This window comes from Ornithinimicrobium cavernae, assembly GCF_003121625.1.
Taxonomy (GTDB): domain Bacteria; phylum Actinomycetota; class Actinomycetes; order Actinomycetales; family Dermatophilaceae; genus Ornithinicoccus; species Ornithinicoccus cavernae.
Genome location: NZ_QDDJ01000004.1, coordinates 128784 through 152753 on the forward strand (window position 1 = coordinate 128784; position 23970 = coordinate 152753).

The following is a 23970-nucleotide window of genomic DNA, read 5'->3' on the forward strand; positions in this document are numbered from 1 at the left end:
TGGCGACCGTACTCTCGAGGGGAGGAGGCAGCCATGGCCACGACGCCCTCCCCCGCACGAACGACCGGCGGTCCGCGGCGGATCACCAAGGCACAGGCCCAACGTGTCCTCGCGGACCCGGCCTCGGTGCCCTCCGTCCTCGGCGCCGACGCTGAGCCGCTCGAGCCCGAGGATGCGGCCACCGTCGAGGAGGCGTTGGAGCTGGTCCGCGCACGCGCCTCCGCCGTGGTCCGGACCGGCACGGCCAGGCCGAGGGTGCACTCCGCGGCACCGACCCGCACGGCCGCGCGGCCACAGGTCAGGAGCACCGTCGGCCGCGGCTCCGACACCGTGACCAAACGCGGTCCCCGCGCCAGGAGGAGCGAAGACGTCGTTCGTGAGGCACCGACCCGCACGGCCACGCGGCCACAGGTCAGGAGCACCGTCGGCCGCGGCTCCGACACCGTGACCAAACGCGGTCCCCGCGCCAGGAGGAGCGAAGACGTCGTCCGGGAGCGCGCCGAGGCAGCGGCCGGGCCGAAGCCCTCGGGCACGGGCAAGCCCCTCCCCCAGACCCTCGAGTTCTGGCACCGGTCCTATCACCCTGCGCTGGACGGGCGTGACGCGCAGTTCCGCCGACAGCGTGTTGGCGCGGGCAAGCTGACCGGCACCGAGTTGAGCGTGGTGACCGACGCCTACGTCTGGGCCTACTTCATGGCAGGATCGGCGCGCAACGAGCTTCGCTCCTGGGGCGAGACTCCCCAGGACATCCCGGCACTGTGGAACGGCTCCATCGGGCACCCGGCGGCGTCCCTCGGCCACTGGTTCGGTGAGCGCGTGTCCGATCGCTCCGACATGCGTCGCATCATGGACCGCATCCAGGACGTGCTCGAGGCCTGGACCAGTGCGTTCTCGTCGGGATTTCGCACCGGTTTCCCGGTCTTCATCCGACGCAAGGAACGCGATCCTGTGTTCGGCTCGCCACCGGCACGGCACGTGGCCCGGAACACCGTTGAACTCACGCCGGACTACTTCGAGCTGGGGCCGGCAGCGCAGGCAGCGGTCCTGCTCCACGAGATGGGCCACTGGGCGATCGGCATGACCAATCCCAGGGACGAGCGTTCCGACCTGTGCGAGGGAGGATGGAACCGGCCGGAGAACATGTGTTACCACACCGGGAAGAACACCCTCCGCTCCGAGGACGAGATGCTGCGCGAGAGCAATCCTCGCGTTCTCGCCGAGGCCTTCGACGCAGGCAGTGAGTCCGCGGGCAAGACAGCCCGCAACAACATCGACAACTACGTGGCCTTCATGTGGAACCGGTTCATCGACCGCACCGACTCGGTCCTCTACGTGCCAACCGCCGGCTCCGTGCGCCCCGACCCGTCACCGGTCGGGAAGGGCAAGCCGACCTGAGCCGTCGTCGCGGGTCCTCCCACCAGTGCCGCTCGAGCTCGGCATGCCGCACTGCCACGTCCAGCTGCATCTCGCGCCGGGGGCGGCGACAATCCCGTTGCGTCAGGCAAGCCCCAGACCGACGATGACAGAGTGACTGACACGGCCTATCCCCTGCAGACCGATCGCCTCGTCGTCCGCATGCTCCGCGAGGACGACATCGATGTCCTCACGGCCTACCGCAACGACCCGCAGGTGTCGGCGCTGCAGGACTGGGAGCTGCCCTACCCGCGCGAGCGCGCCGAGCGGTTGGTCGCGGCCCATGCCGACCGCGACGACGTCCTGCCGGGCCAGGGGACGCAGCTCGGGATCGAGCTGGACGGCCAGCTGATCGGCGACATCTATGTCGGCCTGGACGAGCACGTCGGCATCGCCGAGATCGGGTTCAGCCTCGCCGCCGCGCACCACGGCAAGGGGTATGCCGTGGAGGCGGCTTCCGCGGTCGTCGACGACCTCGTCGACCGGCTGGGTGTGCACCGGCTCGTCGGCGAGCTGTCAGCCGACAACCTCGCCTCGGCCCGACTCCTGGAGCGACTGGGGATGACCTTCGAGCACTTCGCGGAGAAGTCCTTCTGGTGGCGGGGCGCCTGGGACGACAACCTCCACTACTCGATGACCGCCGACGACCGACGCGCCTGGCGGGACCGTCCCCTGACCCCGCCGGCTGAGGTGCGCCTCGTCGAGCTCACGCACGAGAACGTCTGGGGCTATCGCCGGCTGCGCACGCACCGCTCCCAGGAGCGCTTCGTCGCGACGATGGACCAGTCCTTCGTCGACGCGCTCTTCCCCGAGCCCGAGGACGGGCACCCCGTGGTCGCGGTGCTGCGCGGGATCGAGGCCGACGGGGAGCCGGCCGGCTTCGTCATGTGGGCCGACGCCATCAACGAGGGCACGCCCGATCCCTACCTCTGGCGCTACCTCATCGACCGGCGCCACCAGGGCCGCGGCATCGGCCGGCGCGCGCTCGACCTCTGGTTCGAGGACCTGCGCGCGGCCGGACACACTGCCGTGGAGGCGAGCTGGGTGCAGGCGCCCGGCGGACCGGAGCCGTTCTATCTCAAGGCCGGCTTCGCGCTCACCGGCGAGATGGACGACGACGAGGCCGTGGCGCGTCGCGAGCTCTGACTGCCGCGCGGCGGTCCGTGCTCACCTCACCAGGCACCTGGTAACCAGAGACGGGTGGCTGAGTCACCCAGTGACTCAGCCACCCGTCATACAGGAGCACTCTTGCCAGCGCCCGGCAGAACCCGCGATCCGCGGGGTTCATCTGGCGATGAGCAGTGGGCCGGCGTCAGCGCTTCTTGCCGTGCAGGGCGGTCTCGACCCCGGTCGCCTCGAGTTCCTTGGCCCGCTTCTCGGCGCGCTTCTCCTTGATGGACTTTCCCGTCTTCTTCGAGAGCGCCTGCCGTGGTGATTTGTCGGACATGGTGAGTCCTTTCAAAGGGGAACCCGGAAGGTCCCACTGACTTGACCATACGCCTCGGCAGACCAATGACCGCTCACGCTGCCGGAGGCCCAGCATCTGCTTCTTCCAACTGCTACAGGGTGTCGCAGTTCCGTGGTCGACTGGACCGGAGTCGAGAGAGGGACGGCGAGGCCGGGGCCCGAATCGATCTCAGAGCCGCACGCGGTAGCGGCCTCGCGTCGACCCCAATATGTTGGTGGCCCCAGGACCCCGACCAGGGAGTGGCTCATGGATCCACCACAGGGATCCTCCTCGTCCGCAAGGCCACGGCACGGCTTGATCCTGCCCGGTTCCGCCGCGGGTGACGACCCCACCACACTCGTCGAGTACGCCGTCAGCGCCGAGGAGTCCGGATGGGAAGGCGTCTTCCCGTGGGACGCGCTCATCGCGCCGGCGGCCTCAGACGAGCTGGGCGCGGCCGGAGACCCGGAGCAGCACCGGCCGGAGACCTATGAACCCCTGGTGGACCCGATCATCACGCTCGCCGGCATCGCGTCCAGGACGGACCGGATCAGGCTGGGCACGTGGATCATTCCTGTCGCACGCCGTCAGCCGTGGCAGGTCGCGCGCGACCTGGCCACGCTGGACCGACTGTCCCACGGTCGTGTCATCCTCGGTGTCGGACTGGGGCGACGGGCGGAGTACGACCTGTTCGGCGAGGAGTGGGACGTGCGACGGGTGAGCCGCCGCTATGACGAGGCGCTGGAACTGATCTCGCGCTTCTGGAGCGGTGAGCGCGTCACCTTCCACGGCGAGTTCTACGACGTGGACGACGTGGCCCTGTTGCCGACACCCGTGCAGCGCCCTCGGATTCCCATCCTCGTGGCGGGGTTCTGGCCGAACCGCAGACCGGTGCGACGGGGCGCCCGGTGGGACGGGCTGATGCCCGTGGTCGACCCGGACCCCGAGCGGCAGGACCTCCTCGACCTCGTCAGCTACTACCGGGACGTGGCGGACGAGCCCGGCGACATCTTCCTCCGCGTCGACGGCGCCGCCACGACGGCCGAGCGGGTCGACCGCTACCGCGAGCTGGGCGTGACGTGGCTAGCCTCGAGCGTGATCTCACCGCAACGGTCTGTTGAGGACAACCTCGAGGCGATCCGTCGCGGGCCCCCGCCCTGGTGACGTCAGCACTCAGATCGTGCGCTCGCTGCCGCCGTCGATGGCGACCTGCGCGCCGGTCGTGCGGGCGAAGGTGTCGTCCACCAGGGCGCGCACGCCCCGGGCGACGTCGGCGCTGGTCACCTCGGTGCGCAGCAGGTTGCGGCGCTTGTAGTCCTCGACGGACATCCCGTAGTGCTCCGCCCGGCTGGCCAGCAGCTCCGGGGTCCACAGCCCGGTGTCGAAGACGGCGTCCGGGTGCACCAGGTTGACCCGGATCCCGTCCTGGGCCCACTCCAATGCGGCGACCCGGCAGAGCTGGGTGAGGGCGGCCTTCGACGTCGAGTAGGCAGCAGCACCCTTCCCGGGAGCCGGCACGTTCTTGGAGGCCACGACCGCCACGCGACCGCCGGACGGCGCGAGCCGCAGCAGCGGGTGCACGGCGGTGAACAGGGTCGCCACGGCGTCCACGTTGACCGCCATCGTCGTGCGCCACTGGTCGGCGGTCAGGTCGGCGATGTCCTGGCTCTGAGGGAAGATCCCCGCGGAGACCACGACGATGTCCACTCCCCCGAACCGCTCGACGGTGCTGGCGAGCGCCGCGCGGACCTGCTCCGCGTCGGTCACGTCGACCGTGAGGCCCAGCCACGCGGGGTCGGCGAAGGCGTCAGCGGTCCCCGACGCGAGGTCCCACCCGGCGACCGCCGCGCCGGCGGCCATCAGCTCCTCGGCGCAGGCCCGGCCGATGCCCGAGGCGGCGCCGGTCACCACGGCGACCTGCCCCTCCAGCGGCCGCGGCTTCCCGGCGCGCTGCAGCTTCAGCTGCTCGAGCACCCAGTACTCCAGGTCGAAGATGTCGCCGGCCGGCAGCGAGACGTAGCCGCCCTGCCCCTGCGCCAGCTCGATCGTGTCCAGCGTGTGCGAGTAGATGTCCTCGGCGATGCCCGCCTCCTTCGCGGTGCGCCCGAACGAGAGCATCCCCAGCTCGTCGTCCAGCACGATCCGCGGCGCCGGGTCCAGCATGGTGAGCTCGACACCGCGCCGGTCCTTGTGGGCAGCGAAATAGTCCCGGTATGCCGAGGCGAACCCCTCCACGTCCCTGCCCCTCAGTGGGGTGCGCTTGGTGTAGAGCACGTGGTCGGGCGTCATCGGTCCCTGCTGCGTCGACTCGCACAGCACCGGGTCGGTGAGGAAGGCGCTGACCTGGGCGTCGGCGCGGCGCCGCGCCACCAGGGGCTTGCCGGCGACGGCGCTGATCCGGGCGCGCAGCTCCGCGAGCGCCACGACGTCCACCTCGTCCAGTGGCCCGGGCGCTGTGTGCTCCGGAACCTCGCCGAGCAGCTCGCGGGCTTCTGCGATCATCTGCTCGTGCCGTGCGAGCGCCTCGCTGGGCGTGTCCCCCACCGCGAACAGCCCGTGGTTGAGCACCACGATGCCCTCGGTCCCCTCATGGGCCTGCTCCTGCCAGGCGGCGAAGCACGCCTCGCCCAGGTCAGGGCCCGGCATGACGTAGTCGACGATGACGACCTTGTCGCCGTAGAGCGCCTCGGTCCGGGCCCTGCCCCCCTCGGTGTTGGTGACGGCCAGGATCGCGTCGGCGTGCGAGTGCAGCACGGCAGCGTGCGGCACCAGCGCGTGCACCAGCGTCTCGACGGACGGGTTCGGCGCGGAGGCGTCCAGCGACGCGGCGCGCAGCTCGTTGCCGAGTTCCACGTCACCCATCTTCACCGGCGGCAGCAGCTGCCGGAGTCGCTCGAGGCGCAGCGGGGCGAAGCCGTCCCGGCCGATCGTGGCCAGGTCATGCCCGCTGCCCTTGATGAAGAGCACCTCGAGGTCCTCGCCGGTGACGTCCCTCCAGGTCGCCTTGACCGAGGTGTTGCCGCCGCCGTGCAGGACGAGGGAGGGATCCGCGCCCAGCGCGCGGGACGACTCGACGAGGTCGTCGAGCAGCTCCAGGGCGGGGGGACTCAGCCGGTTCTCCATGGGATGTGCCTCTCTCGCAACGCGGGTCAGACCTCCAGTTGTCGGACAACCTAGCATCCAGCAGTCTCACCTGACCCCTTCCCGAGCACGGGTTCGGCGTCGTAGGGTGCAGCCATAGTTGTCAGACATCCCCTAGCGGGCCGCGCCCTTCGCAGCGCCCGCAGCTAGGAGTGGAGCAGATGGAGCCGGACCTCGACCGGATGGCGGCAATCGCCCACGGCATCCGCCGCAGGGTGCTCGAGCACACCCTCAAGAACAACGGGGGCTACATGAGCCAGGCCTGCTCGGCCGCCGAGCTCCTCGCCGCCTGCTACGGCGGCGCGATCAGGATGGCGCAGGTCGAGCAGCCCTATGAGCCGCCGCCGTTCACCGCGGTGCCGGCCCCCGGCGTCGAGCCGCTGTCGGGCGCGGTCGTGCACGGCCCCAGCTCCCCCGAGGCGGACCGGTTCATCATCTCGCCCGCGCACTACGCGCTCGTGGTCTATGCCGCGCTCATCGAGACCGGCCGCCTGGCCGAGCACGCGCTCGAGCAGTTCAACGCCGACGGCAGCACGATCGAGATGATCGGCGCCGAGCACTCCCCCGGCTTCGAGACCACCACCGGGTCACTGTCCCAGGCGCTGTCGCAGGCCGGCGGGATCGCGCTGGCGCGCCGGCTCAAGGGCCACACCGGCCGCACCTGGGTGTTCCTCAGCGACGGGGAGTTCCAGGAGGGACAGACCTGGGAGGCCGTGCAGGCTCTGGCCCACCACCAGGTGACCGGGGTGCGGGTGATCGTCGACGTGAACCAGGCCCAGTGCGACGGCCCGATGGAGGACGTCATGCGCATCGAGCCGCTCGCCGACCGCATCCGGGCCTTCGGCGCCAGCGTCGACGTGGTCGACGGCCACGACCTGACGGCCCTCACCGAGGCCATGGACCGCGAGAGCGACAAACCGCACTTCGTGCTCGCCTACACCGACCCGGTGCGCGGCCTGCCGCTGCTGGAGCAGCGCCGCCCCGTCCTGCACTACCTGCGATTCATCAGCGAGGACGAGAAGGCGGCCTATGCCGACGCCTACGCCGAGCTGGCCGGAAGGAGCCTGTGATGGCTGAGATCGTCCGCCGCCCGCACCTGCAGAACTTCATCGACTGGAGCGCCGACAAGCCCGAGGTGGTCGTGCTCACCGCCGACCTCACCAACTCATGCGAGGTCGGGCCGTGGCGCGACACCTACCCGGAGCGCTACTTCTCCATGGGCATGGCCGAGCAGAACATGATGGGCTTCGCCGCCGGGCTAGCGCGCGAGGGCTTCGAGCCGTGGCTGCACACCTTCGCGGTCTTCCTCTATCGCCGGCCGCTGGACCAGCTGCTCATGTCGGTGGCCTACCCGGCGCTGCCGGTGCGGCTCATCGGCTTCCTGCCCGGCGTCACCACCCCAGGTGGCGTCACCCACCAGGCGATCGACGACCTGGCGGTGCTGCGCGCGGTGCCCAACCTGACGATCCTGAGCACGGGCGATGCCACGGAGGTGGAGAGCGTCCTGGACGTGATCCACGCCCAGCCCGGCCCGGTCTATGTCCGGATGCTGCGCGGCGAGATGCCCCGCCTGTTCCCGCAGTCCGAGCCCTTCACGCTCGGCCGCGCCCGCGAGCTGGGACCCGACCACTCGGCATACGGCCCGGATCATGTCCTGGTCCTCACCGAGGGGATCTGCACGGAGGAGGCCATGCGGGCCCTGCCTGCCGTGCGCGAGCGGGGCGTGCAGGTCCGCCACCTGCACATCTCGACGCTCAAGCCGTTCGACGACCCCACGGTGCTGGACGCCCTCGCCGCGGCGGGCGGCGGCGTGATCACCATGGAGAACCACCTGCGCACCGGTGGTCTGGGGTCGGCGGTCGCCGAGGTCATGGCCGACGCCGGCATCCCCACCCGGCTGGTGCGGCTCGGGCTGGACGACACCTACGCCCACGGCGCCTCGCAGGGGCACCTGCTGGCGGAGTACGGGCTGGACGCCGCCGCCCTGGTCCGCGCCGTCGAGTGGCTCACCGGCGAGCCGCTCGGCATCACCGCCGAGGACCTGACCGAGCTGCGGGTCGCGGACGTGCACAGCACCGCCAAGGCGGAGGCCCTGTGAGCATGCCGACCGTGCTGGGGCAGGACCCCTCGCGGCTCTATGTGCGCTATGCCATCGCCGGTGATGTGGACGCCGTTGCCGAGGCGATCCGGGTCGAGCAGACCATCGAGTTCCCCGCCGACCTGGCGCCCGAGTGGATCCAGGAGGAGGTGGTCGGGCGAGTCGAGGAGCGCGACGAGCAGTCGGTGGTCATCTCCTACGCCGCGGGGGTGTATGCCGGTGGGCTGGGTCAGGTGCTCAACGTCCTGTGGGGCAACGTGTCCCTGTTCGAAGGTGTGCGTGTGGTCGGCGTGCAGCTGCCTGCCGCCGAGCACCTGGGGCTGAGAGGGCCACGGTTCGGCGGGCCCGGTGTTCGGTCGCTGCTGGGTGTGGAGTCGCGGCCGCTGCTGGCCACGGCCCTCAAGCCGATGGGCTCCACCTCCGCCGAGCTCGCCGCGACGGCCGGCGTGCTGGCCGAGGCCGGCATCGACCTCATCAAGGACGACCACTCCCTCGGTGACCAACCGTGGTCGCCGTGGCGCGAAAGGGTCGCCCGGTGCGCCGAGGCCGTCCGCGAGGCCAACGCCCGTGCCGGGACGAGCGCGCGGTATCTGCCCTCGCTCAACGTCCCCGCCCACGAGGTGTTGCAGCGCGCCCACGAGGCCAACGAGCTCGGCGCCGAAGGGCTGCTCGTGCTGCCTGGGATCACCGGCTTCGACGCCATGCGGGCGCTGGCCGACGACGATGACCTGGCCCTGCCGATCATGAGCCACCCCTCGATGCTCGGCTCCCACGTCGTCAATCCCGGCCAGGGCCTCGACCACGGCATCCTCCTGGGCCTGGTCAACCGGCTCGCCGGGGCCGACATGGTCGTCTTCCCCAACTACGGCGGCAGATTCGGCTTCTCGGTCGAGCAGTGCGCCCGGATCCGCGACGAGTGCGCTGTCGAACGTCCTGGCTTGCGCTCAGCACTACCCACCCCCGGAGGCGGCATGACACTGGCACGCGTGCCCGAGATCCTCGACCTCTTCGGCCACGACGTCGTCCTGCTCATCGGCGGCGCCCTGCACCGGGGGGACCTGAGCGCCAACGCGACGGCCCTGCGTGAGGCCGTCGAGATGCACTGACCAGGCCGCCTGTCGCGCGGCATGCACGTCGACCCTCAGCTCCGCGGTGCGCGGTCCATCGCCAGCCGGTGCCATCGATCTCGATGGTTCGACCTTGGATCCGGTTGGTCGCCTCCAACACCCGAGCGGGTTGACCTGGTCGCAACAGGGCGAGCAACTCGGCGCGCGGGGCGATGCCGGCGCGGAAGGCGACGTCGGACGGGTGGCAATCGGGGTTCGGATCGCTGCTGTTGACAAGCGCGGAGGCCTTTGCCACCACCGAGCAGTGACGGCGCAGGAACCACGAACGACTGGTCGTCTATAGCAGTGTCAGTCGCGGTTTCACTCGGTCGCCCATTGCATTCTGCGGGACTGGACGCCGGAGCACCTGTTTGACGGACGTGGGCGGGCTCGCCCGCGCCGAGGGCAGGAGCAGATCCACTTTCCGCCTGGCAATTTCATTCATACTCAACCCACTGCTAGCATCGCCCGCGACTATAGTGGGCCGAGACGCGCGGTTTACACTTGACAGACCTCCGTCACCACCTGCGTTCTTACCGTAATCTACGCATGCCTGACCGTGTTATGCGACAGTCCAAGATGGGGAAGTGAGTGTCCTATGAAGAAGCCGTTGGTGTCGCTTGCAAGCACGATCACTGCAGTGGCTCTTGTGCTCAGCGGGTGTGGTGAGTCGTCGCCCGAAGCGGAGAGCTCGCCTGAGGTGCGCGACGAGGGTTCGTCCCAGGAACCCGCGTCGGAGGCTGGCGATCCGTCAGACGGGAGCAGTGCAACTGAGGAAGCCGACACCGACGGTTCCGAGGCAGGGAACGAAGCCAGTGAGGATGCCGGAGGACACTCGACCTTCGAGGACGGTGTGCTCACCACCCCGGAACTGAAAATCGTCATCACTGATCACAAGGTGATTCCGGTTGGAGAGGAGGGCAATGAGTACGGAGACAAGCCAGTCATAGCTTTTTGGTACGAGACCACCAACTTGACTGACGAGGACGTCAGCCCGATGGACTTCATCTTCTACTTCGAGGCGTACCAGGACAACAACCCCAACGCCGAGAACACACTCGAGGTGGCGAGCCTCCCCGACGACAGGTTCCTCGACACCCAGATGGAGAAGATCAAGAATGGGGGAACAGTCGAAAACGCGATGGCCTACGAGCTCGATGACGAAACAACCCCCGTCGACCTCGTCGCATCAGACTTCATGACCGAGTTCGGCACGACCACCTACAACCTGGATGGCTCAGTTTCCAACACAGTTGCTTCTGACGAGAGCGCTGGGTCTTCCACGGCGAACGAGGGTTCGACCGGTAGTGACACGTCAGGTGAAGGCGAGGCCAGTGAGGATGCCGGAGGGGACTCGACCTTCGAGGACGGTGTGCTCACCACCCCGGAACTGAAAATCGTCATCACTGATCACAAGGTGATTCCGGTTGGAGAGGAGGGCAATGAGTACGGAGACAAGCCAGTCATAGCTTTTTGGTACGAGACCACCAACTTGACTGACGAGGACGTCAGCCCGATGGACTTCATCTTCTACTTCGAGGCGTACCAGGACAACAACCCCAACGCAGAGAACACACTCGAGGTGGCGAGCCTCCCCGACGACAGGTTCCTCGACACCCAGATGGAGAAGATCAAGAATGGGGGAACAGTCGAAAACGCGATGGCCTACGAGCTCGATGACGAAACAACCCCCGTCGACCTCGTCGCATCAGACTTCATGACCGAGTTCGGCACGACCACCTACAACCTGGAATAGCAGGTACCCCTGGCTGCGTGCCGGCAGTGTTTGGGCAGGACCGCTTGCGGCTCTATGTGCGCTACGCAATCGCCGGTGACGTGGACGCGGTTGCCGAGGCGATCCGGGTCGAGCAGACCATCGAGTTCCCCGCCGACCTGGCGCCCGGCTGGATCCAGGAGGAGGTGGTCGGGCGGGTCGAGGACCGCGACGAGCAGTCGGTGGTCATCTCCTACGCCGCGGGGGTGTATGCCGGTAGGGCTGGGTCAGGTGCTCAATGTCCTGTGGGCAAACGTGTCCCTGTTCGAAGGTGTCCGTGTGGTCGGCGTGCAACTGCCAGCCGCCGAGCACCTGGGGCTGCGCGGGCCGCGGTTCGGCGGGTCCGGTGTTCGGTCGCTGCTGGGTGTGGAGTCGCGGCCGCTGCTGGCCACCGCCCTCAAGCCGATGGGCTCCACCTCTGACGAGCTCGCCGCCACGGCTGGCGTGCTGGCCGAGGCCGTCCGGGAAGCCAGCGCCAGGGCCGGGACCACCGCGCGGTATCTGCCCTCCCTCAACGTCCCCGCCCACGAGGTGCTCCAGCGGGCCCACCAGGCCAACGAGCTGTGCGTCGAAAGGCTGCTGGTGCTGCCCGGCATCAGCGGCTTCGACACCATGCGAGCCCTGATAGACGACGATGAACTGGCCCTGCCGATCATGAGCCACCCCTCCATGCTCGGCTCCCACGTCGTCAACCCCAGCCAGGGTCTCGACCACGGCATCCTGCTGGGCCTAGTCAACCGGCTCGCCGGAGCGGACATGGTGGCCTTTCCAAACTACGGCGGCCGGTTCGGCTTCTCCGTCGAGCAGTGCGCCCAGATCCGTGATGAGTGAGCTGCTGAACCCCCTGGCTTGCGTTCCGCGCTGCCCACGCCCCGGTGGCGGCATGACCCTGGAGCGAGTCCCCCGAGATCCTGGACCTGTTCGGTCAGGAGGTCGTCCTATTGATTGGTGGGGCGCTGCACCGGGGTGACCTGCGCGCCACCGTGACCGCATTGCGGGAAGTCCTCTGACCGGGAACACACCGGATGGATTGATCAGAGACTTGGTGTTACCCCACCTACCCTGACGGCTACGGCTGGCGCAAAGGAATGGAAACCGGGCTCAACCGACGCATGTAGGAGGTACTTCCTTCCTCCCGCGCCACGGGTGCCTAGCCGTGCTTCCAGCCACGATCAGTAGACGGGGCTTCACCTCGCCATCTGACGTCTCAGCACAGGTTCCTACCGGCCCCAACGGCCGGAGGCTCCGCGGGCCGTCGAGCTTTCCATCCGGGCGCCCGATACTCTTCGGTGCATGCGTACGTACGCCGGCTTAGCCGGTCGACCGGTCGAGACGACACACTGGTTACGTTCCCAGGCCACAATTCAGATCGACGCCACATCCTTCCTGGACGACGACTTGATACATAATCTGACGGCGTCATTGCGCTCACGATCCCCAGTCTCAGGCCTTTCGAAGATCACATCAGCACGGAATCCGAGACATAAAATTGGCTTGGTAGCTACAGCACGTACTACTGGCAAGCGAGTACAAAGCCACCGACGGTTGCGGACGCTGGGGGCATGCCTTACGGCAGCGCGATACAACACGACCTCGAGCACCGTTGGATCAATCTATGGAAGGCCGCATGAAAATTCATTCGATCGAGATTTCAAATTTCAAAGCCATTGCTCGCGCAACCATGGATCTACATCCGACATTCAATGTGTTAGTCGGCTCCAATGGATCCGGAAAGAGCAGCGTCTTGCAAGCGCTGCATTGGATGCTGCAGTCCGGGCGGAACCAAGTGGTAAAACCAGGAGTCCCAGGGAAGGCCTCTACGCTATCGGAGAAAGACGCCATCTTCATGCCCTCGGCCGAATATCAGAGCGCTGGACACGGCGCAGATTACGGAAATTTCAAGAGCAACCCTCAACTTGACCTTCGCATCGTCGCAATCGACGACGACGATACCGAAATCGAGGCTGAATTGTGGCTAAAGGCCGCGCGCAACGAGGGCATTTCCGTGCACGTTCCCGCGAACAACCAGTTCGTTGGATTCATGCGAGACAGAAGGAGGGAGATCAGCGCCTACATCCCAGGGCTCGCTGGCATCCCATTAGTAGAGGAAAAACGTTCCCAATTGATCGTACATAGGTCGGCCGCTGCAGGCGATGCGAACACCGTATTGCGCAACATGTTGGACCTTCTTAGGAAGCAGGACGTCAATGGGCGCAGTGGCCTTGACTTTGTCTCCGAACTCGTTGCGCGTGTAATGGGGGATTTTGCACTCAAGGTCGAGTTTGAGGACGAACGGCACGCCCGCGTAGTTGCAACGTTTCGCGTCGGGGAGATGGGAACTTCTGGGGACAAGTTGTACCGTCCGCTCGAGTTGGCAGGAATTGGCTATCTCCAAGTCCTGCAAATATTCTGCTATCTGGTCTACTTTCGGCCAGCCCTGCTATTAGTTGACGAGCCTGATGCACATCTCTATCCGATAGCCCAAGAGCGTCTAGTCGAAGTACTGCATGAGGCGGCCGAACAGTTTGATTCTCAAGTCATCTTGACTACCCACAGTCCATCGATCGTTCGAGCCTTGCCCCAAAGTTCCAGAGTAATCTGGATGAAGGACGGGAAAGTGGAACCGAGCGGTGACTCCGCGGCTCGTCAGTTGATGGGCTGGGGATTGCTCGATCGCAAGATCATACTTCTCACTGAGGACGCGCGAACCGAGATGTTGCGTGCCCTCATCGGACAGTGGCCAGACCTCGAACGGTCCACTGCAATCTGGCCCTTTCACGGTACAGGTAAGTTGCCCACCGCCGAGACGCTGGCCGGCTTCCAGGCCATGGTTGGCACGAACGTGACGATCGTCATTCATCGAGATCGCGACTTCCTCATGCCGCTCGAAGCTGAGACATTTGCTCAATCCTATAAGAGCCACGGACACCATGTGTGGCTCACCAAGCATTCTGATATCGAGTCATACTGGGCTACACCAAGCGTTGTCGCACACCATTTTGAAATCCAGCACGCAGACGCCGTTGAGTTAGTCTGTGAAGCGACAGCGCGCGCGAATGCGGGTGAAGACGCGATCCAAAAGATGCGGAGAAAACGAAGCGAGGCTTTGAAGTCCTTCAATAGTGATGGAACTATTCCGCATTACAGCGACGCGCAGGTATTGGCCGAGGCCACACTGCATGGCGAACAGTTCGGCGTGCTGGGCAAGACGCTTATGAGCCGCATTCGCGACGCCTCGACTAAGCAAGGCCTTCCAAACGCAAACACTTTCGGAAAGGCTATTCCTCAAGGCGCACGCGGCACGCTCGCCCTTGACCTGCAAGCGCTACTGAGGTCCTGCACTTGACCGCAACTTCGTAACTCTTAGCGTCCCACCCTGGAGAATGCCACCTAAATGCTGGTCATGCTGATTGAAGACCTCGTACCCAGCGTTGATTTCTGCGATGCTAGCCTGCTAGCTCCCTACGAGCAATGATTCGGCTAAGAGTATGCCACCACCCAGCTGGGTCTCAGCGACGCGAGATTTGCTCGCAAAGACACTGATCCCTTCTCAAATATGTCCAACACCGCCCCGCAACGGTGTGATCTATCCCCCGGGAACCACTGCATTGGCAGCCTCGAGGTCGACGAAGCGGTGACCGGGACTCAGCCGGTGCCCGAGGTATCGGGGGGATCGCCCCTGCCGCCCTCCCTGCGAGGCAACCGCATGCGGCCACAGATCGTCCCAATAGCGGACGGATGGCGAGCGAAAGCGTCTGGACGCCAGTTGTTCAGAGCGTCGCCAGATTTCTGTCGAGGGCACGCAATGTCATCGGAGCATGTTGCGCTTCGTGTACATGGCTTTCCGTCGCCGCTTGGTCGATCGATACAGTTGACTGGGACAAACGTCACCGGCGGCTACCGCTTGTCATCGGGAGATCGTGGCCGAGGACGCGTCGTCCGTCGGCGCAGACTGGAGCATTCCCTGGAGTGCGATCAAGTGCCCAAGTACCTCGTCGTAGCCGAGAACGGCTACAGCGGAGAGGCCAGCTCGATACCGCAGGAACGAATCGCGATGTGCGCCCTCAAGGGTGGATACTCGTCCGACGATGACTGCGCCGCGAAGGTCGTGCCAGGGGTCAATGTCGAGTTTGGGGTCTCGGTGCAGCCGCTGAGCAAGGTCGCGAGGAACTGCCGCCAACTGGGACTGTACCTGGCTCACGGCACCGCTGAGTTGTCCGTGCGGCGCGTAGACCGACTCATTCCCCTTGCCACCCCGATAGGCGGTGTTGCTCACGAGTCTGGCCGCTGGGGTCTTGATCTCAACGACCACAGCCGTTCGAGTAACCGTATTCGCGCATAGGAAATCAGTGATACGGGCACCGCGCCCGTCAACGCCCGCGGCCTGCACGTGGGCATGCTGCCGGCGAACAACGATCGGCGTCGAGAAGACCTGCTGCAGCGCGAAGCGGTTGGTGTCAAAGAACTCCTGCCAATAGGCCTCGTTGCTGTCATGTTTTCCCGCCAGGCTTGCGGCGAATCGTTCAATTAGCGCCTTCAGCGACACCAACTCGATGTCTGCTCGCAGTTTCCCGAGCCGTTCGGGTGCCTCCTGGGCGAGCGTAGGAGCAGCGCGCGACACCTCGCTCATGAGATTTTCCCGGTCTGCAGGCCCCATGACGTGGCCGGTTGCGACCTCTTCGGTTAGGGCGCTGATGACCGGATTTCGGCCGTACTTAGGTTCCACTCGGTCGAGACCAAACAACTCTGCAGTGGCGTTGTGACAGTCGGCCTCGACGACACGACGTACGGCCGTGCGTCCTCGCCCTCGACTGCGTTCCACTGCGGCGCGGTAGTCCTCGAAGCGTTGGAGCGAAATCCGGAACGTCTTGCCGTCCGAATCCTTACCTTCAACGCCCGAGGCCACGAAACACACTACCGTGCATCCCGTATGTTTCTCGATCTCCCGGATCAGGCCGACGTATTCTCGTCTTATGCCCAATCCGTACTCATAAATCGAACCAAATCCCTTCGGCAGGCCGCGAACGTAGAGGAGTCCGAAACGATCGTGCTCAGCGGAGTGATCTCCGGCGTTCCAGTTCGGCGCTTCAACCTGTAGCTCTTTGACCTGGCTAAACTGGTCGTCGAGTTGTCCGAGATGGGTTGCACGCGGGAAGATCCTCAGGAGCTTCTCGACCCGGTCGAAGCGCAACATCTCGAAGCGACTGTCGCCGCCGTCCCGTTGTATCCGAGTCAGAACGAGTTCGTCGCCATCGTCGTGCTGCGTGACCGACCCGAATCGGTCCTTGAGTTCCGTGGCATCGGCACTGAATCGGCCCATACCGTCGGAGGGCTCGTCCTCGTGAAGCTCGGCGCCGTCGTCGTCAAATGACCCGTTGCTCAACGTGGCTGCCCCGGAAGCGACGCGACGTCCATGGGCATCCTGCACATCGAGAGGAGGACGATCAACGCGATCCATAGGAGTGGTGACAGGAGCGGTTCAACCCCAAGGCGGTCCATCCACCGACCGTACTACGGACCGGTGCTGACCGAGCAGTATGGTGAGTGCGCGTTCTCTGCCACTGCCGCGAGTTGTTCACCGGTCCGGGGATGTCTCACGGTGCGTCCGTCCGATGTCTAATGGGCAGGGTGACTCCGCCGCGTGCAGGGCAGGCTGACGCAGGCCCAACACCCGATACACAGGTTCGCCCCTCGGCTGGCTCGTTGCACACGCAATTCGATCGACGACTTTCGAGGCGGAGCCGCGATGGCCCTCGCCACTGGTGCCCACACTGTTACTCGCGGGACCGGTCTAGACGGTGCGGACGAGGGTGAAGGAGTAGCGGCCCTCGATGAAGTAGGTGCGGGAGTAGAGAACAAGCTCACCCGTGGCGTCGTGGTGCAGTTGGTTGAGCAGCAGGAACAACTTATGGGTCGCGGCCTCGCTCCCCCAGCCGACGTGGTTGGACTCCACGGCGTGCACCTCGGCGAAGGCGGTGACCGGCACCCGCCCTAGTCGCGTCTTCATGAAGTCAAACAGTGAGCCGGTGAGTTCCTCAGGGTCGAAGCCCTTGGGCAATAGGTGGGCCGGCATCAGGTCGTAGGAGTAGGCCAGCACCTCGCCATCGGCCAGGATCGTGCGGCGGATCTCCAGGACCTGGGTGTCGCCGGGCACCTCCATGCGCGCCGCCTCCTCGGGCATCACTGCCCGCAGGATCCGGCTGGCGTAGACCATGTCCGGCACGTGTCCGGTCGCGCGGATGGACTCGGTGATCGAGTCGAGCCGTTCCAGGCCGGTGCGCACCGCCGGTTGTTCGACAACAAAGGTCCCCACACCGTGCGCCGTTCTGACAAGTCCCAGCGCTTCGAGCTCCCGCAGGGCTGCGCGGACCGTGGGTCGGGAGACCCCGAACTGGGTGCCCAGCTCCGCCTCGGGCGGGAGCTTGGACCCCGCGGGGTACTGCCCCGCAGCCAGCGCGCTGCGGAGATCCTCCGCGACGCGGGACACGAGCGTGCCGCTGCGGGCCATGGATCCTCCCAGGAGTCGACGTCCCGGTGGACCCGGGTGGTTGCCGAGGACACTGTACGACGCACCGGGTCACGATGTCGCCTCAAACTATTGACAACACCTTGCCCGGCGCTTACGTTTGCCGACAAGTTGTCGGACAACGTCGTCCCGGAGGAACACACATGGTGCTGGCAGTCGAGTGGGTCGAGTCCCCTCAGCCGAGGATCCGGTTGCTCGACCAGACCGCGCTGCCCGCCCAGGAGACCCACCTGGACATCACCACCGTGGACGGCCTGGTCGCTGCCATCCAGAGCCTGGCCGTGCGGGGAGCGCCCGCGCTCGGCGCGGCCGGCGCCCTCGGTGTCGTCGTCGCGATGCACCAGGCCGACCGCGAGGGTTGGGACGAGACTCGCCTGCAGACCGAGGTCGACCGGATCCGCCTCGCCCGTCCCACCGCGGTCAACCTCGCCTGGGGCGTCGACCAGGTCCGTGGCGCGATGGCCCAGGGCGCCGAGCAGGTGCTGACCCTCGCCCGAGGCGTCGTCACCGACGACGAGACCGCCAACCGAGAGCTGTCCCGCCTCGGCGCCGACTGGGTCCTGGAGCGAACCGGGCTGGAGCGGGTGCGGGTGGTGACCCACTGCAACACCGGCGCGCTGGCCACGAGTGCCTGGGGCACGGCATACGGGATCATCCACGAGCTGCACGACCGGGGCCGGCTTGGCCTGGTCTATGCCGACGAGACCCGCCCCCTGCTGCAGGGGTCCCGGCTGACCAGCTGGGAGCTCACCCAGGACGGCATCGAGCACGTCGTGCAGGTCGACGGCGCTGCCCCCAGCACGATCCTGCGCGGACTAGTGGACGTCGCGATCATCGGCGCCGACCGGATCGTCGCTAACGGAGACACTGCCAACAAGGTCGGCTCGGTCTCCCTCGCGCTGGCGTGCGCCCGCGCCGGGATCCCGTTCGTCGTGGCTGCCCCCTCCTCCACCGTCGACCTGGCGACCACCACCGGCGACGACATCGAGATCGAGCAGCGCGACCCCGAGGAGGTCGTCAACTTCGGCGGCCGCCGCACCGCTCCCGAGGGCGTCAAGGGCTTCAACCCGGCCTTCGACGTCACGCCGCACGACCTGATCAGCGCCATCGTCACCGAGCGCGGCGTCGTCGAGCCGGTGCAGACCCCCCATCACAACCTGCTCGCGAGGATCGCGGGCTGAGCAGACCGCAGCACGGCTGCGCAACGAAAGGACAATCATGAGGAACAGCAAGGTTCTTCTGGCAGGGCTGCTTGGCGCATCCGTCTTCGCGATGTCCGCGTGCAGCCAGGGCGGGACGGCCGACGACGACCCGAGCGGGGACGCCGGCACCACCGCCGACGCCGGTGAGGGCAGCGCCGACGAGGGCGAGACCACCTCGGCCAGCGCCGAGGCGCCCGCGCCGTTCGACGAGGCGGTCAACATCGCGATCGTGCAGAACAGCGGGCAGGGCGACTACTTCCAGCAGTACCTCAACGGCACCCGCCAGCAGGTCGAGGCGCTGGGCGGCGAACTCGCCGTCTTCGACGCCCAGGGCGACAACGCCACCCAGGCCTCCCAGCTCGACCAGGCGATCGCCGCCTCCCCCGACGGCATCATCGTGCGCCACGGCTTCCCCGACACGCTGTGCCCGGGCGTCAACAAGGCCATCGAGCAGGGCATCCCCGTCATCATCTACGACGTGGAGATCCAGGAGTGCGCCCCCGAGGCGATCCAGACCCAGCAGTCGGACGTCGAGATGGCCTCCCTCGTCCTGGACCAGATGGTCGAGGACATCGGCAGCGACCAGAACGTCGGCTACGTCAACGTCGCCGGCATCGCCCCGCTGGACCGTCGCGACGCGGTGTGGCAGGACTACAAGGCCGAGAACAACTGGACCGAGCTGTTCAAGACCGGCACCTACACCAACTCCAGCGCCACCGACACCGCGCCGATGGTGAGCAACGCCCTGAAGGCCAACCCCGACGTGGCGGCGATCTACGCGCCCTACGACGAGCTGACCAAGGGCACCCTGTCGGCCCTGGAGCAGAACCCGGACCTGGAGGGCAAGGTCAAGGTCTACGGCGCCGACATCTCCACCGCCGACATCGAGCTGATGAAGGCCGAGGGCAGCCCGTGGGTGGCGACCGGCGCGACCGACCCCAACGCCATTGGCGCCGCGGTCGTGCGGACGCTGGCCCTGCACATGGCCGGTGAGCTCCAGGAGACCAAGGTGGAGTTCCCGCCGATCCTCATCACCGCGGACTTCCTGCGGGAGAACGACGTGAACAACATGGAGGACCTGCGCGCCGCCGAGCCGGCCCTCAACATCGCCGACGTCTCCTCGGCCGACTGGATCCCGTCCGTGACGTTCTGACCTGAGACGTGTGGGCGGCAGCCGGCCCGGCTGCCGCCCACACGTGCCCGCAACCACACGACATACGACAGGGAGGACGACGTGCAGGACGACGCAACCACCGACCCGGCCGGGGCCCTGCGCCTGGAGGGCATCACCAAGGACTTCGGGCCCAACCGTGTCCTCAAGGGCGTCACGATGGACCTGCGGGCCGGGCGGGTCACCGCGCTGCTGGGAGCCAACGGCGCCGGCAAGTCCACCCTGATCAAGATCCTCAGCGGCATCTACGAGCGGCAGGACGGCCGCATCCTCGTCTCCGGGCAGGCGGTGGACATCTCCACGCCGATGACCGCGGCGCAGCACGGCATCCAGACCGTCCACCAGCGCATCGACGACAGCATCATCCCGGACCTGACGGTCGCCGAGAACCTGGTGTTCGAGGAGATGGTCCGCGGCTCCGGGCCGCGGGTGCGCACCCTGAAGAGCCTCCTGCCCCGGGCCCGCGAGATCGCCCAGACCCTCGACCTGGAGTGGTCGGACAACTTCCTGCTCAAGGACGCCTTCGAGATCGGCATCGCCGACGGGCAGCTCCTGCTGCTGGCCCGCGCGCTGAACCACCGGCCCAAGGTGCTCATCCTCGACGAGCCCACCTCGACCCTGTCCGCAACCGAGACCGACCGGCTGTTCACGCTGGTCCGCCGGCTCCGGGACGAGGGCGTGGCGATCATGTATGTCACGCACCGCCTCAGCGAGGTCCGCACCCTGGCCGACGACCTGGTCGTGCTGCGCGACGGCCGGCTCCAGCAGGAGCAGAGCGCGCCGTTCGACATGCCGGCCGCCGTCGAGGCGATGCTGGGCAAGACCATCCAGGTGGAGGTCAGTGAGCTGACCGAGCACCGAGGTGAGCGGGTCGCTCTGGAGCTGCGCGGCATACAGCTGCTCCCTCGGTCCGCCCCCATCGACCTGGACCTGCGCTATGGCGAGGTGACCGGCGTCATCGGTCTGATCGGTGCCGGCAAGACCGAGCTCGCCCAGGCCGTCTTCGGGGCGGAGCGGCTGCGGGCCGGGTCGATGCGACTGGACGGGGCCGAGTTCGCGCCGCGCAGCACCCGGGATGCTGTGCGGCGCGGCATCTACCTGGCGCCGGAGGACCGGGCGGCGCAGGCGATGCTCCTGGGCTGGACCGTGGCGACCACCGGCAGCCTGCCCTTCCTGGCCAAGATCAGCCGCGGGTCGGTGGTCAACCGGCGGGCCGAGCGGCGGATGGCGGCCGACATCATCAACGACTACGGGGTCGTGGCCACCGGGCCGGACCAGGAGATGGACGCGCTGTCCGGCGGCAACCAGCAGAAGGTCGTCGTCGCGCGGTGGCTGCGCCAGTCTCCCCGGATCATGCTGCTCGACGAGCCTTTCCGCGGCGTCGACCTGGGCGCCCGGCGGGACCTGGCGCACAAGGCGCGCGAGCAGGCGGAGGCGGGGGCCTGCGTGGTCGTCCTGGTCAGCGACGTCGAGGAGCTGCGGGAGGTCGCCGACCGCGTGGTCGTCCTCGCCGAGGGCCAGACCTATCTGGACGCCTATGCGTCCGAGATCGACAACTCCACCATCATCGCAAGCATGTCGGAGGTTGCTTAACCCATGGCCGGAACCACCGAAGACACCTCGGCGCTGGACAGGGCCAGGGACGTGATCGTCAAGTACGGCTTCATCGCCGTGACGATCGTGCTGTTCCTCTACTTCGCGGCCACCGAGCCGGCGTTCGCGACGTCCTCCTCGCTGTTCTCGATGCTGAAGTTCGTCTCGGTGACGGCCATCCTCGGCCTGGGGGTCATGTTCACGATGGTGGTCGGCGGGCTGGACCTGTCGATCGGGTCGGTCGCCGGGCTGGCCGTGCAGATGGCCGCGATGACGATGGTCTTCTACAACATGACCGGGGCCACCGCGGTGGGGGTCGTGCTGCTCGCCGGCGTGCTGGTCGGGCTGATCAACGCCTTCCTCATCGTGGTCTGCAAGATCCCGGACCTGCTGGCAACCCTCGGCATGATGTTCGTCATCCAGGGCGCCAAGCTCATCCCGGTCTCCGGCCAGTCGGTCACCAGCGGCATGGTGCTGCGGGACGGCTCGGAGGCGCCGGGCCGGTTCACCCAAGGGTTCCTGCAGATCGACCGCGGCTTCGTCGGCCCGATCCCCCTGCCGGTGCTCATCATGCTCGTGCTGGTCATCGCCTCCTGGTTCTTCCTCAGCCGCACCACCTGGGGACGGGTGATGTATGCGATCGGCGCCAACCCGGAGGCCGCGCGGCTGACCGGGGTGCGGGTGGGTTACTACCGGGGGCTGGCCTACGTCATCTCGGGAGTGCTGGCCTCGGTCGGCGGCCTGATCCTCGTGTCGCGGATCGGTCAGGGTGACGTCAACGCCGGCGCCTCGAGCCTGCTCGAGGCCGTGGCTGTGGCGCTCGTCGGTCGCTCGGTGCTGGGGCAGGGCAAGCCGAACGCCTGGGGCACCTTGCTCGGTGCGGTGCTCATCGCGATCGTGCTGACCGGGCTGACCATGAAGGGCTTCCAGTACTACCACCAGGACACCGCCAAAGGCGCCGTCCTGATCCTCGCGCTGATCTTCTCCTACACGTTGTCCCGCAAGAAGATCCGCTACACATCGGCCACCTAGGTCCAGCTCAGAAGGGCGAGTGCACACGCAATGGCTCACGACTACGAGTTCCTCACCGTCGACACGATCGCGGACTACGTCCGTGGCGTGCCCGCGCTGGCACAGCGGGTCGACGCCGACGACCTGGTCTCCGTGGACGAGATCGGCGACGGCAACCTCAACCTGGTCTTCGTCGCCAAGGACTCAGGCGGCCGGGGCGTGTGCCTGAAGCAGGCCCTCCCCTATGTCCGGATGGTCGGTGAGGGCTGGCCGATGACGCCGGAGCGGGCACGGTTCGAGGCGACCTCCCTGCAGATCCACGGGCCGCTCGCGCCCGGGCTGGTCAGCGAGGTGCTGCACTTCGACAACGACCGGCACGTGATCGCCCTGGAGGACCTCAGCGACCACACCGTGTGGCGGACCGCGCTCAATGAGGGACGGATGCATGACGGTGCGGCGGCCGCGGTGGGTCGGTATGTGGCGGGGGTGGCCATGGGAACCTCGGCGCTCGGGCTGGAGCGGGAGGAGCTCGCCCGCCGGCTCGCCGACTCGGTCAACCCGCAGCTGTGCCAGATCACCGAGGACCTGGTCTTCACCGAGCCCGTCGTCGACGCAGGCCGCAACAGCGTGCTCCCGGCGAACGAGCCGGACGCCGCCGAGCTGGCCGGCGACGAGGAGTTCGTCACCGCCATGGGCCGGGCCAAATGGCTGTTCATGACGAAGGCCGAGGCGCTGATCCACGGCGACCTGCACACCGGGTCGGTCATGGTGCGCTCCCCCGAGGGCACGACCGAGTGCGACAGCGTCCGGGTCTTTGACTCGGAGTTCGCGTTCTATGGACCCGTCGCGTTTGACCTGGGCGCGCTGTGGGCGAACTACACCATCGCGGCTGCCCGTGCCTATGCGCTCGGTGAGGACGAGCGGGCGCAGTGGGCGCTCGGGCTCATCACGCAGACTTGGGATGCCTTCGAGGCTGAGTTCCGCCGCCGGTGGCCCGACCGGCTGGACCCTCGGGTGTGGCGCGAGCCGTTCCTCGAGGAGTTGCTGGCCACCTGGCAGCAGGAGGCGTGGCTGTTTGCTGCGGCGAAGATGTCGCGCCGGATCGTGGGCGCTGCGAAAACGACAGACATCGAAACCCTGCCTGAAGGTTTGCGCGAGGGCGCGGCGCGTGGCGTACTACGCACTGCCCGTCAGGGCGTGGGTGAGTATCTAAGCGACAGTTCCCCGAAGGCATTCTTGACGATGGCGGGAGACATCCTTGTGAGCACCAAGACGGCCAGCTGATTTCCCAAGCCCCTCCTGTAGAAGTCACCTTCACCCGCGCGCGCGTTCTGGTGAGCCTGCAGTCGTGACTTGTCGGACTATGTTGCACTTCGATGGGGGACTCGACGGGTCCCGCTGACGTGTCCACACGCCCGAAGGGATGGGTTGGATGCGAACCATTCCTGGGACTGACTAGAGCCCAAGAGAATACTCAAGGCCGTGCTC

18 protein-coding genes are annotated in these 23970 nt (G+C 66.9%); 14 read left to right on the forward strand and 4 right to left on the reverse strand.

What is annotated here, in order from left to right:
• Positions 1-33: 33 nt before the first annotated feature.
• On the forward strand, positions 34-1395 hold the full coding sequence (locus DA085_RS05490; protein WP_109471948.1) for a hypothetical protein: 1362 nt from the start codon (positions 34-36) through the stop codon (positions 1393-1395).
• Between the two features lie 132 nt (positions 1396-1527).
• Positions 1528-2559: a GNAT family N-acetyltransferase gene (locus tag DA085_RS05495; protein WP_109471949.1), complete on the forward strand. Its 1032-nt coding sequence runs from the start codon at positions 1528-1530 to the stop codon at positions 2557-2559.
• Positions 2560-2725: 166 nt separating this feature from the next.
• Here the strand turns inward: DA085_RS05495 and DA085_RS21810 are convergent, their stop codons facing one another.
• On the reverse strand, positions 2726-2860 hold the full coding sequence (locus DA085_RS21810; protein ID WP_272914475.1) for a hypothetical protein: 135 nt from the start codon (positions 2858-2860) through the stop codon (positions 2726-2728).
• A gap of 267 nt (positions 2861-3127) precedes the next feature.
• On the opposite strand from DA085_RS21810, the gene DA085_RS05500 reads away from it, so the two are divergent.
• The gene (locus tag DA085_RS05500) at positions 3128-4024 is read left to right on the forward strand and encodes an LLM class flavin-dependent oxidoreductase (RefSeq protein WP_109471950.1); all 897 of its coding nucleotides are present in this window, start codon (positions 3128-3130) and stop codon (positions 4022-4024) included.
• Between the two features lie 9 nt (positions 4025-4033).
• On the opposite strand, the gene DA085_RS05505 is transcribed toward DA085_RS05500, so the two are convergent.
• Positions 4034-5983, reverse strand: coding sequence for a bifunctional aldolase/short-chain dehydrogenase (locus DA085_RS05505; RefSeq protein WP_109471951.1), 1950 nt, complete (start codon positions 5981-5983; stop codon positions 4034-4036).
• Between the two features lie 179 nt (positions 5984-6162).
• On the opposite strand from DA085_RS05505, the gene DA085_RS05510 reads away from it, so the two are divergent.
• From DA085_RS05510 to DA085_RS05540, 6 genes are all read left to right on the forward strand, one after another.
• The gene (locus DA085_RS05510) at positions 6163-7071 is read left to right on the forward strand and encodes a transketolase (protein WP_109471952.1); all 909 of its coding nucleotides are present in this window, start codon (positions 6163-6165) and stop codon (positions 7069-7071) included.
• Positions 7071-8099 (forward strand): transketolase family protein, encoded by a 1029-nt coding sequence (locus tag DA085_RS05515; RefSeq protein ID WP_109471953.1) that lies wholly within the window; start codon positions 7071-7073, stop codon positions 8097-8099. The genes DA085_RS05510 and DA085_RS05515 overlap by 1 nt, the downstream gene beginning before the upstream one ends.
• Positions 8100-8101: 2 nt before the next feature.
• Positions 8102-9205: a RuBisCO large subunit C-terminal-like domain-containing protein gene (locus DA085_RS05520; protein WP_109471954.1), complete on the forward strand. Its 1104-nt coding sequence runs from the start codon at positions 8102-8104 to the stop codon at positions 9203-9205.
• 598 nt (positions 9206-9803) lie between these two features.
• Complete coding sequence (locus tag DA085_RS21280) at positions 9804-10961, forward strand: DUF5067 domain-containing protein (RefSeq protein ID WP_202619115.1); 1158 nt, start codon at positions 9804-9806, stop codon at positions 10959-10961.
• A 297-nt stretch (positions 10962-11258) separates the two neighbouring features.
• Entirely contained in the window at positions 11259-11810 is a 552-nt protein-coding gene (locus DA085_RS05535) for a hypothetical protein (RefSeq protein ID WP_109471955.1), read from the forward strand.
• A 784-nt stretch (positions 11811-12594) separates the two neighbouring features.
• Entirely contained in the window at positions 12595-14325 is a 1731-nt protein-coding gene (locus tag DA085_RS05540; RefSeq protein ID WP_109471956.1) for an ATP-dependent nuclease, read from the forward strand.
• A gap of 561 nt (positions 14326-14886) precedes the next feature.
• Here DA085_RS05540 and DA085_RS05545 read toward each other — a convergent pair.
• A complete protein-coding gene (locus tag DA085_RS05545) occupies positions 14887-16437 on the reverse strand; it encodes a Shedu anti-phage system protein SduA domain-containing protein (RefSeq protein ID WP_109471957.1) in 1551 nt (516 codons plus the stop codon).
• 333 nt (positions 16438-16770) lie between these two features.
• A complete protein-coding gene (locus DA085_RS05550; protein WP_109471958.1) occupies positions 16771-17487 on the reverse strand; it encodes a GntR family transcriptional regulator in 717 nt (238 codons plus the stop codon).
• Positions 17488-17648: 161 nt separating this feature from the next.
• On the opposite strand from DA085_RS05550, the gene mtnA reads away from it, so the two are divergent.
• The 5 genes from mtnA to mtnK all read left to right on the forward strand — a co-directional run bounded on the left by mtnA (position 17649) and on the right by mtnK (position 23766).
• Positions 17649-18686 carry an S-methyl-5-thioribose-1-phosphate isomerase gene (gene mtnA / locus DA085_RS05555; protein WP_109471959.1) on the forward strand — a complete coding sequence of 346 codons (1038 nt, stop codon included), beginning with the start codon at positions 17649-17651 and terminating at the stop codon, positions 18684-18686.
• Between the two features lie 37 nt (positions 18687-18723).
• Positions 18724-19860, forward strand: coding sequence for a substrate-binding domain-containing protein (locus DA085_RS05560; RefSeq protein ID WP_109471960.1), 1137 nt, complete (start codon positions 18724-18726; stop codon positions 19858-19860).
• A gap of 81 nt (positions 19861-19941) precedes the next feature.
• Complete coding sequence (locus DA085_RS05565) at positions 19942-21471, forward strand: sugar ABC transporter ATP-binding protein (protein WP_202619116.1); 1530 nt, start codon at positions 19942-19944, stop codon at positions 21469-21471.
• 3 nt (positions 21472-21474) lie between these two features.
• Positions 21475-22503 carry an ABC transporter permease gene (locus DA085_RS05570; RefSeq protein WP_109471961.1) on the forward strand — a complete coding sequence of 343 codons (1029 nt, stop codon included), beginning with the start codon at positions 21475-21477 and terminating at the stop codon, positions 22501-22503.
• A gap of 30 nt (positions 22504-22533) precedes the next feature.
• Positions 22534-23766 carry an S-methyl-5-thioribose kinase gene (gene mtnK / locus DA085_RS05575; protein WP_109471962.1) on the forward strand — a complete coding sequence of 411 codons (1233 nt, stop codon included), beginning with the start codon at positions 22534-22536 and terminating at the stop codon, positions 23764-23766.
• Positions 23767-23970 lie beyond the last annotated feature (204 nt).

Excerpts from the sequence above, each read along its gene's own strand:
- DA085_RS21810 (WP_272914475.1), bottom strand. The coding sequence starts at position 2,860 with ATGTCCGACAAATCACCACGGCAGGCGCTCTCGAAGAAGACGGGAAAG.
- DA085_RS05540 (WP_109471956.1), top strand. The coding sequence starts at position 12,595 with ATGGAAGGCCGCATGAAAATTCATTCGATCGAGATTTCAAATTTCAAA.
- DA085_RS21280 (WP_202619115.1), top strand. The coding sequence starts at position 9,804 with ATGAAGAAGCCGTTGGTGTCGCTTGCAAGCACGATCACTGCAGTGGCT.
- DA085_RS05545 (WP_109471957.1), bottom strand. The coding sequence starts at position 16,437 with ATGGATCGCGTTGATCGTCCTCCTCTCGATGTGCAGGATGCCCATGGA.
- DA085_RS05505 (WP_109471951.1), bottom strand. The coding sequence starts at position 5,983 with ATGGAGAACCGGCTGAGTCCCCCCGCCCTGGAGCTGCTCGACGACCTC.
- DA085_RS05550 (WP_109471958.1), bottom strand. The coding sequence starts at position 17,487 with ATGGCCCGCAGCGGCACGCTCGTGTCCCGCGTCGCGGAGGATCTCCGC.
- mtnA (WP_109471959.1), top strand. The coding sequence starts at position 17,649 with ATGGTGCTGGCAGTCGAGTGGGTCGAGTCCCCTCAGCCGAGGATCCGG.
- mtnK (WP_109471962.1), top strand. The coding sequence starts at position 22,534 with ATGGCTCACGACTACGAGTTCCTCACCGTCGACACGATCGCGGACTAC.
- DA085_RS05500 (WP_109471950.1), top strand. The coding sequence starts at position 3,128 with ATGGATCCACCACAGGGATCCTCCTCGTCCGCAAGGCCACGGCACGGC.
- DA085_RS05490 (WP_109471948.1), top strand. The coding sequence starts at position 34 with ATGGCCACGACGCCCTCCCCCGCACGAACGACCGGCGGTCCGCGGCGG.
- DA085_RS05510 (WP_109471952.1), top strand. The coding sequence starts at position 6,163 with ATGGAGCCGGACCTCGACCGGATGGCGGCAATCGCCCACGGCATCCGC.
- DA085_RS05560 (WP_109471960.1), top strand. The coding sequence starts at position 18,724 with ATGAGGAACAGCAAGGTTCTTCTGGCAGGGCTGCTTGGCGCATCCGTC.
- DA085_RS05515 (WP_109471953.1), top strand. The coding sequence starts at position 7,071 with ATGGCTGAGATCGTCCGCCGCCCGCACCTGCAGAACTTCATCGACTGG.
- DA085_RS05570 (WP_109471961.1), top strand. The coding sequence starts at position 21,475 with ATGGCCGGAACCACCGAAGACACCTCGGCGCTGGACAGGGCCAGGGAC.
- DA085_RS05520 (WP_109471954.1), top strand. The coding sequence starts at position 8,102 with ATGCCGACCGTGCTGGGGCAGGACCCCTCGCGGCTCTATGTGCGCTAT.